The organism is Sorangium sp. So ce375 (assembly GCF_051473855.1).
Lineage (GTDB): Bacteria > Myxococcota_A > Polyangia > Polyangiales > Polyangiaceae > Sorangium.
In genome coordinates, this window is record NZ_CP150335.1 from 9,570,166 (window position 1) to 9,583,821 (window position 13,656).

Here is a 13,656-nt window from a genome sequence, read left to right on the forward strand (position 1 = left end):
TTTCATTGCTGCCAGGCGCTCTTCAGGTGCGCCCAACGCTCTTCGGGGCGTGAGGCTTCATCATGTCGACCGTTCAATGGAATGCACGATGCCAAACTTGATCAATGACATTCAGCTCAGGCCTGAGGCAGAGAGTCTTTGGCCCTGGCCATCCAAATCAGTCTATTCTGTAGCGAGCCTGCCCATCTGCGTATCCGATTCTCTTCCGGAGCACCTACGCGTCATACCGGGCAGTTTGACGAAGCTCTCGCTCCTCGCCAACGCCGTCCGGGAGCTTGAAGAGCTGAATGGCTGGGCGAACGCCGACGCCCTGAAGCGGGGCCTCGTGCGCGAGTCCGTCGACCTGATCCAGGAGATCGGCACCCACCTGCGGTCATCGAGCGACCGCGAGGCGCTGCTGACCCGTTGCCGTGTGCTCCGCGGCGAGGCCTCCCTGAGCGACCGCGCGGTCATCCAGCGGTTGCACGGGGCGCGCGAGCAGGAGCTCTTCCTGTTCTGCGGCCCGCTGAAGACCTGGGTCAAGAAATCGAAGCGCGCCTTCCACTCCTTCGTGTGCGGCGTGCCCGTCCGCGCGATGAACGAGACGCTGGATTTGCTGAACGAGGCGACGGCGGCGGAGGAGCTGCGTGCCGCCCTCGGCAACAACGACATCTACCTCGCTCCGGCTCCGGGCTTCAGCGTGTTCGACATCGTCGCGTGCGGCGGCGAAGCGAACCTAGATCCCAAGCACTTTGCGTACTTCTTCCCCGAGGACGAGCTGATCGACTCCGATATCGCTCGCACCGTGGCGTTCCGGAACTTCTACACGCACCGCTTCTTCAACAGCAGCTTCCCGCTGCTACGGCGCTTCGTCCCCGCGAGCCTCCCCCATGCTCCGACCCCGGCTCAGGTGGCCACGTGCCTGCTCACCTGGATGAAGGGGCATGACCTCGGGCACTCCGTGCGGCTGCCACGGACGAGCATACCCAGGCTCCGGAGCACCCTCGGCGAGTTCGATGCTGGCATCCTCGAGGAGGCGCTCGCCGATTGCGTCGGTTACCTGCTCGTGAGCTCGCCGCTGATCCGCGGCAAGTTCGCCCTGAGCGAGGAGTTGGCCGCCGGTTGCTTCCTCGGCGAGATGCTCCGCTTTATCACGCGTGGCAGAGCGCTCTTCCATGACACCGAGGCGGCTGTCCTCGAGCTCACGTTCCTCGCGCGGCACGGCTATGCCACCTTGCGAGGGGACCAGATCGAGGTCTCGGTGGGCTCGCTACGGCGTGGCATGCTCGCCCTGGCCCACGAGCTGGTCCGGGCCATCCTTGTGGCAGACGTCCAGCCCGCAGCGGAGCTCCTGGCGACGTATCTGGGCGCGGGCAACGACGGCGAGGCGACGATCGGAGAGTTCACGAGCCAAGTGTGCGCGCGGTCGTCGGATCTGCCGCTGGACACGTGCTATATCTTCTCCTAGCCGCCGCGACGTCGCCACGTCGGATTCGACGTGCTGAACCGACCGAGGCGCTCAAACATTCGAAGATTCGAAGATTCGAAGATTCGAAGATTCAAAGATTCAAAGATTCAAAGATGGCGAACACTCGCTTCGGGCGGGGTCGCCTCGCCCCCTCACTTGTATGAAAATTCTGCTTGTGTTATCGTGCGGAGCGCTCCGGGGACGGGTCGCGCTCCGACCCAACCGGCGAGTCTGCCTGGATGATCTCCTGCCCGAGAGAAGCTTCACATGAAACGCACTGAGCTCATCGCACTCATCGAGTCTATCATCGCAATCACCCTGTGGGGGGTATCCTTCCTCTTCATCAAGGTCGCATTGCGGGAGGTCTCCGCCACGACGCTCATCGTGGTGCGCTTCGGGATGGGGCTCCTGGTGCTCGGCGCCATCGCGTGGAAGCGCGGAGATTTCGCGAGTCTGCGGCTCACCGACGTGCCGGGTATCGCGCTGCTCGGCGTGGTGGGCATCACCCTGCAGCAGCTACTCCAGGTCAGCGGGCAGGTCACGGCCGACGCCAGCGTGGCGGCCTTTCTGGCGGCCATGGCCCCGGCGTTCACGGTGCTCCTGGCGGCGCTCCTGCTGCGCGAGCAGCTCAGGGCCTGGCAGGTGCTCGGTCTGCTGCTCGCTTCTGGCGGCGCGCTCCTGGTCTCCACGAACGGCGACCTGGGCTCGCTTCTCCGCGGTAGCCTGGGCACGCCGGGAAACGGCCTGATCCTGCTCTCTTCGGTCGCGTGGGCCGCGCTGACCATCCTGAACAGGCGCGTGGTCGCCGATCGGCCGCCGGTGCTGGTGACTGCCGGGATGTTCTTCTTCGGCTTGTTGTTCACCCTCCCCTTCTTCTTCGCGCAGCAGGGGTGGCGCGAGCTGGGGCAGGTCAGCGCCTTGGGGTGGGGCTGCTTGCTCGCCATCGGCCTCATCTGCACCGCTGCCGCATACCTGCTCAACAGCCACGCGTTGAAGCACATCTCTGCATCGCGGGTGGCCGTCATCCAGAATATCGAGCCGATCTCTGCGGTGGTCGGCGCCGCGCTGTTCCTGGACGAGGCCGTGACCGGGACGATGCTGCTCGGCGGCGCGGCGATCATGATCGGGGTGGTGCTGTCCGAGCGCGCCGCGTCGGTCGTCTCTGACCTTTCGCCGGCGCCGAGCCTGAAGGAAGCGAACGGGGACCAACCTCTGCACTGATTGCGTAGAGCTGGCCCCCATCAGGCATCTGGCCGCGCCGGACCTGCGACCTGTTCGCCATCCCCTTCGAGGAGATCGCCTCCATCGTGGGCCGCTCCCCGGCCGCGGCGAGGCAGCTCGCGAGCCGGGCCCACCGCCGCGTGCAGAGCGCGCCCCCGTCTCCGGACGCCGACGTCGGCCGCCAGCGCGAGGTCGTCGAGGCCTTCCTCGCCGCCATGCGCGGGTGCGGACGAGGCGTGCTCGGCCAGGCGCTCTGCTAGCAAATCCGACATGACCACGTCGTGAGCACGGGCCACCAGAGATAGACATTCTCGCCGCGCGGCTCATCTCGTTTCGTCGTTCGCCTTGCGGGACGCACCTCACGCCCGCGCTCGAACGTCCAGTGCGTCACGCGCGATTCGCCGTAGACGACGCACGCATGTTCGTCGAGGTCGGCAGGCGACTTCGGCCTGCCGCGCGCCTCGAGATAAGACGGCGTCGCGCACAGCCACAGGTCACCTCCCTTCAGCCGCTGCGCGATCAGGCTCGAGTCGTCGTCGGAAGCGAAGACCATGATGGCCACGTCGAAGCCGTCTTCGATCGGGTCCACGCGACGGTCCGAGGCGACGATCTCGATCTCCACGGCGGGATGGCTTTGCGTGAATGCCGCTGCCACGCTGGCGAGGAACGATTGGCCGAACAGAAGCGGCGTTGCCACCCGCAACACGCCGCGTGGGGAGGACTCGAGGTCCTTCACCGCAGCGTTGGCCTCCTCCATCTCGAACAGGATGCGCGCGCAGCGCTCGTGATAAGCGGCGCCTGCGCTCGTCGGTCGCACCACACGCGTCGTGCGCTCGAGGAGTCGCACGCCGAGCGACGCTTCGAGGCGGGCCACACGCTGGCGGACCGTCGAACGCGGCAGCCGCAGCGCTTTCGCCGCCGCGCTGAAGCTCCCGAGCTGCGCCACCTCCACGAACGTCGCCATCGCGTCGAAGTCGAACATTGTGCAGCCTGGTGTAACAAGCTATTGCCGCGCAGCGCGCGGAGCTCGCTCACCGATTTCGATCCCGACAAGACGGGGCTCGCCCTGCGCCGGCTCTATCTCCTCGGCGCCGCCGCGCTTTTGGCCGCCGCCGGGACCGTATGGCTCACCGCGCGCCGGGACATGTCGGTCGATGCCGCGATCGCGCGAGGGACGCCCCCTCGGTGAGCAAACAGGTCGCTCGGCCGTCACCCGGCGAACAGGGTCATTGCCGGAAGAACGTGCAGGTGCGGGTTCAATCGGAGGTCGATGGACGTGCGTTGCACGACCATCACGACCCCGGTCCTGGCAGCTCCGCGCGCGGCGCGGCGCACGGCGTGCTCGCTGTAGAACCGCTCTACGCTGTCCACGAAGAGGCGCGTCAACGCGCAGCGCGCCCTCCTGGGCGAGCCTCCGCATCCTCAGCGGTTGTCCGCGCGCGCGTCGAGCCTCACCGAGCCGGCGACCTGCCTCGTGGTGACGTTGATGCGATTGAAGAAGTTGGTCAGCGCGATGTGCAGGGTCAGCGCCGCGAGCGCCGGCTCGTCGTAGTGCCTCGCGGCCTCCTCCCAGACGTCGTCGGGCACCGGATCCGAGCGATCGCTGAGCCTCGTCGCGGCCTCGGCGAGCGCCAGCGCGGCGCGCTCCGCGTCGGTGAAATAGGGCGCCTCGCGCCAGGCCGCCACGGCGAACAGGCGCTCGTCGGTCTCGCCCGTCTTCTTCATGTCGCGCGCGCCCACGTCGACGCAGAAGCCGCACCCGTTGATCTGGCTCGCCCGCAGGTGGGCGAGCTCGAGCGTCCGCGCCGGCACGCCGCTCTTCTTCACCGCGCCGATCAGGGCGTAGATGGGCTGCATGACGTCGGGGATGACCATCGCGGGGTTCTTCATCCGTGCTTTCAACATGATCGTGCTCCTTTCGAGAGGTTCGGGTGTGCTCGCCAACCGTGACGAGGCGCCGAACGTCCGTTCGCGTCGTCACATCGGCTAGGGTTCGTTCGTCACAGCCATGACGAAGCACGACGAGGGAGTGTGACCGATGGATGAAAATCGTTGGCTGGCGGAGCGGTTCGAGGCGCACCGGGCCCATCTGCGGGCGGTGGCCTACCGGATGCTCGGCTCCTTGAGCGAGGCGGAGGACGCCGTGCAGGAGTCCTGGCTCCACCTGAGCCGCGCCGACACGAGCGGCGTCGAGAACCTGGGCGGGTGGCTGACGACGGTCGTGGCGCGGGTGTGCCTCGACATGCTGCGCTCACGCAAGGCGCGGCGCGAGGAGCCGATGGCGGCGCCCGACCCCACCGCGGACCGCGAGGCCGGGACCGACCCCGAGCGCGAGGCGGTGCTCGCCGACTCCGTCGGCCTCGCGCTGCTCGTGGTGCTCGACACGCTGACCCCCGCGGAGCGGCTCGCGTTCGTGCTGCACGACCTCTTCGCGGTCCCCTTCGAGGAGATCGCCCCCATCGTGGGCCGCTCCCCGGCCGCGGCGAGGCAGCTCGCGAGCCGGGCCCGCCGCCGCGTGCAGGGCGCGCCCCCGTCTCCGGACGCCGACGTCGGCCGCCAGCGCGAGGTCGTCGAGGCCTTCATCGCGGCCATGCGCGGCGGCGACTTCGACGCGCTCGTGGCGATCCTCGATCCGGACGTCGTGATCCGCTCCGACGCCACGGCCGCGCCCCCGGCCGGGAGCGAGGTCCGCGGCGCGCACGCCTGGGCCAAGCAGGCGATCTCCGCAGCGCGCGGCGCCAAGTTCGCCCGCCCTGCCCTCGTGGACGGCACGGTCGGCGTCGTCGTGGCCCCGCGGGGGCGGGTCTTCGTCGCGCTTCGTTTTACGCTCGCGCAGGGGAAAATCGCCCGGATCGACGTCATGGGCGACCGCGAGCAGCTCCGCGATCTCGACCTGTCGGTCCTCGACGGCGGACCGCACCCGGAGATCTAGACAGCCCCTGCCGCGCGCTCAGCTGTAGACCCCCTGCACGTACTCGGTCAGCATCCTGATCTCGAACTCTTGCTCGCGGCTTATCCAGTGCACGAGATCGCCGATCGAGATCATCCCGACCACCCGCCCGTCCTGGACCACGGGCAGGTGGCGGCAGCGTCGCTCGGTCATGACCGCCATGGCCTGCCGCGCTGGCGTGCTCGGCTCGACGCAGACGACCTCGCACGTCATCACCTCCGCGACCGGGGTCTCCGCCGGATCGCGCCGGGCCAAGATCACCCGCGCCATCACGTCCCGCTCGCTGATGATCCCGCTCGGGGACCCGTCGATGCTCACGAGCAGCGCGCCCACGCGCCGCATGCACATCGACTGCACAGCTTCGAAGACCGTTGCGTCCGGCGGGATGGTGTAGACGTTCCGACCCTTCCTGTTGAGGATTTCGCCGATGTTATCCATGGTCATCCCCTTCCCGACCGGAACCATGACAGAAAAAATTGCGCGTGAGGCGTGCTCATGCGCTTTTTCGCCTGCATTTCACCTGGACGCCTGGCTTCCCGCGCCTCACGGCCGGGCTCGCCTCGGCGTGGAGGACGCGGCACGCGCAGACCTTCACTCGGGGAGCATGCGAGCGTTTGCAGAGCATCGGCGCTGAGCTCGGCTGTCCGTCGCTTCATTCACACCCATGTCTGGCAGCCCCGATTACGTTGAAACCCGGAGAATTTTCACAGGGAGGCAGGGAGGCGGGGAGGAAGAAAGAGAATGAATTTCTCCCGCTTTTCGCCCCCACGGGGCCGCAGCCAACTCAGAATCTGGCCCCCAGCGCGACACGGGCCGTCGCGAGCTTCCCTTGCTCCAGACCGAACCCGAGGGGCTCGTCCAGCGCCACGAGCAACCCGGCCCGGAAGTACAGGCCCGACGAGGGTGGCTCCACCCCGACGAAGGGCTCGGCCGCGAGCTGCAGCTTGTCGGTCTGCGTCAGCGGGAACGCGGCCTGGAGCCGCGCGCCGACCCCGAACCCGCCCACGCTGCGCAGCTCCGCCTCGTTGCTCTGCTCGATGAAGAACTCCGTGTCGCCGCCGTCCGTGGGGATGGCGAACATCGCCACGAGATCGCTCCGCACGTAGAGCGCCTCGATCGGGCGCAGCTCGATGCCGCCGCGGGCCCGCAGCGGGACGTGCTCCAGGAGCGCCCGCTGCGTGTCGAAGTACCCCCGCACGGCCAGCGCCGCCGCCGCGGCCGCCTTCGTGTCGTCGGACGGATCCTGCGTGATGGGGATGGAGGCCGAGAGTCCGCCGATGAGCATCAGCGTGGGAAAAATGTTCGCGGCGTAGTGGAGTCCTATCGAGGGGTTGCCGAAGAAGACCCCCGCGAGCTCCGGCGCGATGGTCGACGCGTCGCCCTGCCCCGGGGCGGGCGCGCTCGCATGGTTGCTCCCGTACGCAAAAGGAAGATCGGCGTCGAGGTGGAGCCCCCCGAAGAGCTTGATCTGGGCGACCAGCGCGAAGGACGCCACGAAGGAGTTCCCCTCCACGCCGCCGACCGTCCCATCGCCGCTCACGGCTTCCCAGTCGGGGAGGTTCGCCTCGATGGTGCTGGTGAGCACATCCGCCTCCATGCCGAGACGGAAGCCATAGGACTTCGCCCACTGCTCTTCCGAGACGGTCTCCTCGGCGAGCGCTGGCGGGGCGAACGAGAGCAGGAGCGAGAGGGCGGCGAAGGACGAAGCAAGCTGGCGCATGCGGATAGCGTATCTATTTTCCGGGGCCGGGGCCATCCGGCGGGCCCATGGAACCGGCAGCCAGGAGGAGGGGACGCTTGTGCAGGAGGGAAGTGAAACCGCAAGGGCGCGAGGGGCGCAAGGGAAGGTAAGAAAATATCTCTTCTCTGGTCCCTTGCGCCCTTGCGCCCTTGCGGTTTCTCTCTTTCGCGCATTCCTTGCCGTGGAGCTTGCTTCACGGCAGATCGGTCCGGCCTCGGATCCCATTGAATTCAGGAGATTTTCAATCTGTTCGGTGCTTTAGCAGGGCGGCGCGGCGCTCGGGATACTGGAGCAGGACGCGCTCGCGGACACGGGTGAGCACCTCGGCGGGCGCGGTCTCGGGGGAGCCGGCGTCGAAGGGAGGCTGCGGATCGTACTCGATGCTGAGCTGGATGGCGCGAGCCACGTCCGCGCCGGCGACCTCCGCCACCAGGGTGAGCGCGAAGTCGATGCCGGCGGTGACGCCTCCGCCCGTGATCACGTTGCCGTCGCGCACGACGCGCGCCGCTTCGGTCTGTATGCCGAGCTCGGCGAGCAGCGGCCGGAACGCCCAGTGGCAGGTGGCGCGTTTGCCCTCGAGCAGGCCCGCGGCGGCGAGCAGCAACGAGCCCGTGCACACCGAGGTGACGTAGCGCGCGGCTCGACCGAGGCGCTGGACATGCGCGACGAGCTCCCGATCACCGAGGGCCGCCGTGAGGCCGTAACCCCCGGGCACGCAGATCGCGTCCGCCTCGGTGATGTCGGACAGGCGGGCGAGCCCGGTGAAGGTGAGGCCGCTGTCGGAGGAGAGCGAGCCGCCCTCGCGGGAGGCCACAACGAGGCGCGCGCCGGGCAGGCGCTGCAACACCTCGAACGGGCCCGTGAAGTCGAGCTGCGTGAGCCGGGGGTACAGGATGAAGACGATCGTGAACGGCTTTTCCATCGCGCGCCTCGCTGCCGGAGTTCGCTGAACCATCACACGATGGCGCCTTGGCAGAAAGGACAAACCTACCTCCTTTCCTGCCAAGCCATGCCCCGCTCGACCAGCGTCGTCGTCTCTCCGGGCACTCAGTTGCTCGACGCGGCGGGCCCGATCGCCGTGTTCGAGATCGCGAGGGGCAGGCGCGATCGGGGTGCGGAAGATCACGTACGAGGTCTGTCGCGGGGGGAAGGCATTCGCCGGCGACGCGCCTCGAACCTTGCCTCCTCTGAGATACCATCTCCTCCAGAGCGCCGGACGATTTGAAGTCCGCGCTCATGCAGGACGGCGATGGGGAAGATCCACGGATCCTGTATCGCTGTCATACGTGGTGGTGGCCGCTGCCTACAGCTGTCGGGGGTCGCCGCCTCGATGGCATTGCCCGATACGACCCGGCCACATGGACGGGCAGCTCGGGGCGACCGGCGGGCTCGACCCCCGGCGAGGTCGGTGGCCTCTCCCGTGCTGGCTGCAGGTTCGTCATGAGCCCGCGCCGATCTCGCCGTCGACGGCGCCCCAGGCGCCGCCGACGCCGCCGCGCCGAGGCGAGCTCGGACAGCGGCACCGGCGGCGCGCTGGCACCGCGGTCTTGCTTCCTTCGCGAGCTCCGCGCAGAACACGGCGACCGCCGCGATCCACGGCCGGTCCGCTCCCATGCCCGACCTCGATCCCAACCTGTTTGGCCCCGGCCAGCCTTGCTTCGGCTGCAGCCCCGAGCACCCCATCGGCTTCCACCTTCGCTTCGCCCGCGAGGGCGACGAGGTCGTCACGCGCTTCGTGCCCGGTGAGCGCTACCAGGGCCCGCCGGGCATCATGCACGGCGGCCTCGTCGCCACGCTCGCCGACGAGATCGCGGCCTGGGCGGTCATCGGGCTGCTCGATCGGTTCGGCTTCACCGCCTCGATGCAGCTCAAGCTGCGCCGCCCGGCGCGCATCGGCGTCGAGCTCGAGGGCCGCGGGCGCATCGTGCACCACAACCCGCGCTCCGCGCAGGTGAGCGTGCGGCTCGTGCAGGACGGCATGGAGACGCTCACCGGCGAGCTCACCTTCGCCATCCTGAACCGCGCGGCGGCCGAGCGACTGCTCGGCGGCCCGCTCCCCGAGGCGTGGCGCCGCTTCGCCCGCGATCCGGGCGAGGGCGGGCCGGGCTGAACGGCGCCGGCGCCGGGCTGAACGCGCAGCGCCGAATCCGCGGCTTCCTGTCGAGGTCCGGCCACCGCCACGCCCGAGGCCGCGCGGCCGGCCACGCGGCGTTGGGCGCTGCCGGCGGTGCGGTCCCGGGGAAAACCACCCGCACCGGCGCGGGTAGACCAGGGCCAAGCCCCGGGGCTGCCCGTTTCGGTTGAATCGGCTGCCCCCCTGGGCCAAAAGCCCGCCATGGCTGCTTTCCGACACGTCCGCGGCGCGCCCGCCCTCTCTCCGTTTCGCACCGACAAGCGCCTGACCGAGCTGAAGCAGCGGGTGCCCGAGGTGGTCGGGCTGGGGAGCCGCTGGATCTACTTCGTGCACTCGCGGGCCTCGCTCGACGAGCGCGGCGAGCAGGTGCTGTCGCGTCTCCTGGACGACGGCGCGCTCGCGCAGGGTGGGGGCGGGTCGGGCGAGGACGAAGGTCAGCTCGTGCTGGTGGTGCCGCGCTTCGGCACCCTCTCGCCCTGGAGCTCGAAGGCAACGGACATCGCCTGGGTGGCGGGGCTCGCCGCGGTGCAGCGGATCGAGCGGGGCATCGCTTACTACGTGCGGGCGTCGCGGCCGCTGACGGGCGAGGAGCTGACGCGCGCGGCGGGGGCGCTGCACGATCGGATGACCGAGTCGGTGGCGTTCGATCTGGCGGCCGGGCAGGCGCTCTTTCGCGAGGAGACGCCGCGGCCCCTCTCCCGCGTGCCGGTGTCGCGCGAGGGGCGGCTCTCGCTGACGCGCGCCAACAAGGAGCTCGGCTTGGCGCTGGCCGAGGACGAGATCGACTACCTGCTGGCTGCGTTCACGGAGCTGAGGAGGGATCCGAGCGACGTCGAGCTGATGATGTTCGCGCAGGCCAACAGCGAGCACTGCCGGCACAAGATCTTCAAGGCCGACTGGGTGATCGACGGCGAGGTGCAGGGGCTCTCGCTGTTCAAGATGATCCAGAACACCTTCGCGGTGACGCCGCGCCATGTCTTGTCGGCGTACAGCGACAACGCGGCGGTCATGGAGGGGCTCGACGCCGAGCGCTTCTTTCCGCAGCCGGGGGCCGGCGCGCTCTACGAGGCGCGGCGTGAGCCGGCGCACGTGCTGATGAAGGTGGAGACCCACAACCATCCCACGGCCATTTCGCCGCATCCCGGCGCTTCGACGGGCAGCGGCGGCGAGATCCGCGACGAGGGTGCCACGGGGCGAGGCGCGAAGCCCAAGGCCGGGCTCACCGGCTTTTCGGTGTCGAACCTGCGCATTCCCGGCTTCGAGCAGCCCTGGGAAGCCGAGTCGATCGGCAAGCCCGATCGCATCGTCTCGGCGCTCGACATCATGATCGACGGGCCGCTCGGCGGCGCCGCCTTCAACAACGAGTTCGGGCGTCCTGCCCTGGCCGGCTACTTCCGGACCTTCGAGCAGAAGGTGCCGGGCGACGGCAGCTCGGCCTCCAGCGTGCGCGGCTATCACAAGCCCATCATGCTGGCGGGCGGGCTCGGCAACGTGCGGCCGGAGCTGGCGCTGAAGAAGACCTTCTCGGCCGGGGCGCCCATCGTCGTGCTCGGCGGGCCGGCCATGTTGATCGGCCTGGGCGGCGGCGCGGCGTCGTCGATGGCCTCGGGGTCGTCGTCCGCCGATTTGGATTTCGCTTCGGTGCAGCGGGACAACCCGGAGATGCAGCGGCGCTGCCAGGAGGTCATCGATCGCTGCAACGCCCTGGGCGCCGATTCGCCCATCCTCAGCATCCACGACGTGGGCGCGGGCGGCTTGTCGAACGCCTTGCCCGAGCTGGTGCACGACGCGGGCGTGGGTGGGCGCTTCGAGCTGCGCCGTGTGCCCTCGGTCGAGCCCGGCATGTCGCCGCTCGAGATCTGGTGCAACGAGGCGCAGGAGCGCTACGTGCTGGCTCTGGACGGCTCGCGCCTCGAGATCTTCGAGGAAATCTGCCGGCGCGAGCGCTGTCCCTACGCCGTGGTCGGTCATTCGACGGCGCAGAGAGATCTGGTGCTCGACGACGCCGCGCTGGGCGGCCAGCCCATCGACATGCCGCTCTCGGTCTTGCTCGGCAAGCCGCCCAAGATGACGCGCGACGTCCGCAGCCTGCCCTCGCCCAGGCAGGCGCTCGACGCCGCCAAGCTGCCGCTGCGCGAGGCCGTCTATCGCCTGCTGCGGCTGCCCACGGTGGCCGACAAGTCCTTCCTCATCACGATCGGCGACCGCACCATCACCGGCCTCGTGCACCGCGATCAGATGGTCGGGCCCTGGCAGGTGGCCGTGGCCGATGCAGCGGTGACGCTGGCCGACTACATGGGTTACGGCGGCGAGGCCATGGCCATGGGCGAGCGCACCCCGCTCGCCGTGCTCGACGCTGCGGCCTCGGCGCGCATGGCCGTGGGCGAGGCGCTCACAAACCTGGCGTCGGCTCCGATCGAGAGCCTCGAGCGCGTGAAGCTGTCGGCGAACTGGATGGCAGCGGCCGGCGCCCCCGGCGAGGACGCCAAGCTCTACGAAGCCGTGAAGGCGGTGGGCCTCGAGCTGTGCCCGGCGCTCGGCCTCGCCATCCCCGTCGGCAAGGACAGCATGTCGATGCGCACCGTCTGGGATGGCGGCCAGAAGAGCGTCGTCGCTCCCATCTCGCTCATCGTCTCGGCCTTTGCCCGTGTGCCGGACGTGCGCAGCGCGCTCACGCCCCAGCTCCGCACCGACGCCGGGGACACCGTGCTCGTGGCCGTCGACCTGGGACGCGGCAAGAACCGCCTGGGCCTCTCGGCGTTCGCCACCGTCAGCGAGCAGGTGGGCGACAGCGTGCCGGACGTCGACTCGCCGGCCGATCTGCGCGCCTTCTTCGAGGCCGTGCAGAGCCTGCGGCAGCGGGGGCTGGTGCTCGCCTACCACGATCGCTCGGACGGCGGTCTGTTCGTCACCTGGGCCGAGATGAGCTTCGCCGGCCGCGTCGGCGCGGAGCTGTCGCTCGATGCGCTGGCGCCGGACGCCTCGCTCCCGGCCGCTCAGGCTGCAGCCTTGTTCTCGGAAGAGCTGGGCGCGCTCCTGCAGGTGCGTGCCCAGGACGCGCCCGAGGTCATCTCGGCCTTCGCCCGCGCCGGCCTCGAGGGAGCGGTACACGTCGTCGGCAAGCTCCGCAGCGACGATCGGCTCGTGGTGACGGCGGGCGGCCAGACCGTGCTCGACGAGTCGCGCGTGGACCTGCGCCGCGCCTGGTCCGAGACCAGCTATCGCATGCGCGCGCTGCGCGACAACCCCGAGAAGGCCCGCGAGGAGTTCGACGCGCTGCTCGACGCCGGGGATCCGGGCCTCTCGCCGCACCTGCCCTTCGACGTCGAACGATCGCTGGCTCGTCCGCTGATCGAAGCCGCCAGCGAACGGCCCAAGGTGGCCATTTTGCGCGAGCAGGGCGTCAACGGTCAGATCGAGATGGCCGCCGCCTTCCATCGCGCCGGCTTCGCCGCCCACGACGTGCACATGAGCGATCTGATGAGCGGCGCCGTGTCGCTCGAAACCTTCCGCGGCCTGGCCGCCTGCGGCGGTTTTTCCTACGGCGACGTGCTCGGCGCCGGCATGGGTTGGGCCCGCTCGGCGCTCTTTCACAGCGAGACGCGCGAGGCGCTGTCGGCCTTCTTCGCGCGCCCCGACACCTTCGCCCTGGGCATCTGCAACGGCTGCCAGATGATGGCCGGTCTCAAGGACATCATCCCCGGTGCCCAGCACTGGCCGCGCTTCGTCAAGAACCGCTCCGAGCAGTTCGAGGCCCGACTCGCCCAGGTCGAAATCCTGGAGAGCCCCTCGGTGCTCCTGCGCGGCCTGGTGGGCGCGCGCCTGCCCGTCGCCGTGGCCCACGGCGAGGGTTATGCCCACTTCGCCAGGGACGCCGATCGCCGCGCGGCGCGTGTGGCGGCCCGCTGGGTGGACGGCCGCGGTCAGGTGGCCACGCGCTACCCTGCCAACCCCAATGGCTCGCCCGACGGCATCACCGGCCTCACCACCGACGACGGCCGTGTGACGATTCTCATGCCGCACCCCGAGCGCGTCTTCCGCGCCGTGCAGCACAGCTGGGCTCCCCGCGAGTGGTCGGAACGCGGCCCCTGGCTGCGCCTCTTCGAGAGCGCGCGGGCGTTCGTGGGCTGAGGGTCTCTTCCAGCGCTACCGCGGGAAGCCGG

At 69.4% G+C, this 13,656-nt stretch carries 12 protein-coding genes and 1 pseudogene; 7 read left to right on the forward strand and 6 right to left on the reverse strand.

Going from position 1 to position 13,656, the window contains the following annotated elements:
• Nucleotides 1-235 precede the first annotated feature (235 nt).
• From WME90_RS35735 to WME90_RS35745, 3 genes and pseudogenes are all read left to right on the forward strand, one after another.
• The gene (locus WME90_RS35735) at nt 236-1,447 is read left to right on the forward strand and encodes a hypothetical protein (protein ID WP_437276538.1); all 1,212 of its coding nucleotides are present in this window, start codon (nt 236-238) and stop codon (nt 1,445-1,447) included.
• Between the two features lie 267 nt (nt 1,448-1,714).
• Nucleotides 1,715-2,668 carry a DMT family transporter gene (locus WME90_RS35740; protein ID WP_437276539.1) on the forward strand — a complete coding sequence of 318 codons (954 nt, stop codon included), beginning with the start codon at nt 1,715-1,717 and terminating at the stop codon, nt 2,666-2,668.
• Between the two features lie 47 nt (nt 2,669-2,715).
• Nucleotides 2,716-2,892 (forward strand): annotated as a pseudogene (locus WME90_RS35745) (RNA polymerase subunit sigma-70); the annotation flags it as partial.
• A 32-nt stretch (nt 2,893-2,924) separates the two neighbouring features.
• Here the strand turns inward: WME90_RS35745 and WME90_RS35750 are convergent.
• A complete protein-coding gene (locus WME90_RS35750; RefSeq protein ID WP_437276540.1) occupies nt 2,925-3,650 on the reverse strand; it encodes a LysR family transcriptional regulator in 726 nt (241 codons plus the stop codon).
• A 24-nt stretch (nt 3,651-3,674) separates the two neighbouring features.
• Here WME90_RS35750 and WME90_RS35755 point away from each other — a divergent pair, with 24 nt between their 5' ends.
• Nucleotides 3,675-3,857 carry a hypothetical protein gene (locus WME90_RS35755; RefSeq protein ID WP_437276541.1) on the forward strand — a complete coding sequence of 61 codons (183 nt, stop codon included), beginning with the start codon at nt 3,675-3,677 and terminating at the stop codon, nt 3,855-3,857.
• Between the two features lie 20 nt (nt 3,858-3,877).
• Here the strand turns inward: WME90_RS35755 and WME90_RS35760 are convergent, their stop codons facing one another.
• Both WME90_RS35760 and WME90_RS35765 read right to left on the reverse strand, forming a co-directional pair.
• The gene (locus WME90_RS35760) at nt 3,878-4,039 is read right to left on the reverse strand and encodes a hypothetical protein (protein WP_437276542.1); all 162 of its coding nucleotides are present in this window, start codon (nt 4,037-4,039) and stop codon (nt 3,878-3,880) included.
• Between the two features lie 51 nt (nt 4,040-4,090).
• Complete coding sequence (locus WME90_RS35765) at nt 4,091-4,570, reverse strand: carboxymuconolactone decarboxylase family protein (protein WP_437283704.1); 480 nt, start codon at nt 4,568-4,570, stop codon at nt 4,091-4,093.
• A 136-nt stretch (nt 4,571-4,706) separates the two neighbouring features.
• Between WME90_RS35765 and WME90_RS35770 the strand changes: the two genes are divergently transcribed.
• Nucleotides 4,707-5,600: a sigma-70 family RNA polymerase sigma factor gene (locus tag WME90_RS35770; RefSeq protein WP_437276543.1), complete on the forward strand. Its 894-nt coding sequence runs from the start codon at nt 4,707-4,709 to the stop codon at nt 5,598-5,600.
• 18 nt (nt 5,601-5,618) lie between these two features.
• On the opposite strand, the gene WME90_RS35775 is transcribed toward WME90_RS35770, so the two are convergent.
• The 3 genes from WME90_RS35775 to WME90_RS35785 form a co-directional block, all read right to left on the reverse strand.
• Entirely contained in the window at nt 5,619-6,056 is a 438-nt protein-coding gene (locus WME90_RS35775) for a CBS domain-containing protein (protein WP_437276544.1), read from the reverse strand.
• Nucleotides 6,057-6,402: 346 nt separating this feature from the next.
• Nucleotides 6,403-7,338, reverse strand: a complete 936-nt coding sequence (locus WME90_RS35780; RefSeq protein ID WP_437276545.1) for a hypothetical protein — start codon at nt 7,336-7,338, stop codon at nt 6,403-6,405.
• A 262-nt stretch (nt 7,339-7,600) separates the two neighbouring features.
• Nucleotides 7,601-8,281, reverse strand: a complete 681-nt coding sequence (locus tag WME90_RS35785; protein WP_437276546.1) for a DJ-1/PfpI family protein — start codon at nt 8,279-8,281, stop codon at nt 7,601-7,603.
• Between the two features lie 690 nt (nt 8,282-8,971).
• Between WME90_RS35785 and WME90_RS35790 the strand changes: the two genes are divergently transcribed.
• Together WME90_RS35790 and purL are read left to right on the forward strand one after the other, a co-directional pair.
• Nucleotides 8,972-9,469, forward strand: a complete 498-nt coding sequence (locus WME90_RS35790) for a PaaI family thioesterase (protein ID WP_437276547.1) — start codon at nt 8,972-8,974, stop codon at nt 9,467-9,469.
• Between the two features lie 225 nt (nt 9,470-9,694).
• Entirely contained in the window at nt 9,695-13,624 is a 3,930-nt protein-coding gene (gene purL / locus WME90_RS35795; protein ID WP_437276548.1) for a phosphoribosylformylglycinamidine synthase, read from the forward strand.
• The last annotated feature ends 32 nt before the right edge of the window (nt 13,625-13,656 follow it).

Bases quoted from the DNA above. Each gene is read 5' to 3' on its own strand.
- WME90_RS35740 (WP_437276539.1), top strand. From the start codon at position 1,715: ATGAAACGCACTGAGCTCATCGCACTCATCGAGTCTATCATCGCAATC.
- WME90_RS35750 (WP_437276540.1), bottom strand. From the start codon at position 3,650: ATGTTCGACTTCGACGCGATGGCGACGTTCGTGGAGGTGGCGCAGCTC.
- WME90_RS35770 (WP_437276543.1), top strand. From the start codon at position 4,707: ATGGATGAAAATCGTTGGCTGGCGGAGCGGTTCGAGGCGCACCGGGCC.
- WME90_RS35775 (WP_437276544.1), bottom strand. From the start codon at position 6,056: ATGGATAACATCGGCGAAATCCTCAACAGGAAGGGTCGGAACGTCTAC.
- WME90_RS35780 (WP_437276545.1), bottom strand. From the start codon at position 7,338: ATGCGCCAGCTTGCTTCGTCCTTCGCCGCCCTCTCGCTCCTGCTCTCG.
- WME90_RS35785 (WP_437276546.1), bottom strand. From the start codon at position 8,281: ATGGAAAAGCCGTTCACGATCGTCTTCATCCTGTACCCCCGGCTCACG.
- WME90_RS35790 (WP_437276547.1), top strand. From the start codon at position 8,972: ATGCCCGACCTCGATCCCAACCTGTTTGGCCCCGGCCAGCCTTGCTTC.
- purL (WP_437276548.1), top strand. From the start codon at position 9,695: ATGGCTGCTTTCCGACACGTCCGCGGCGCGCCCGCCCTCTCTCCGTTT.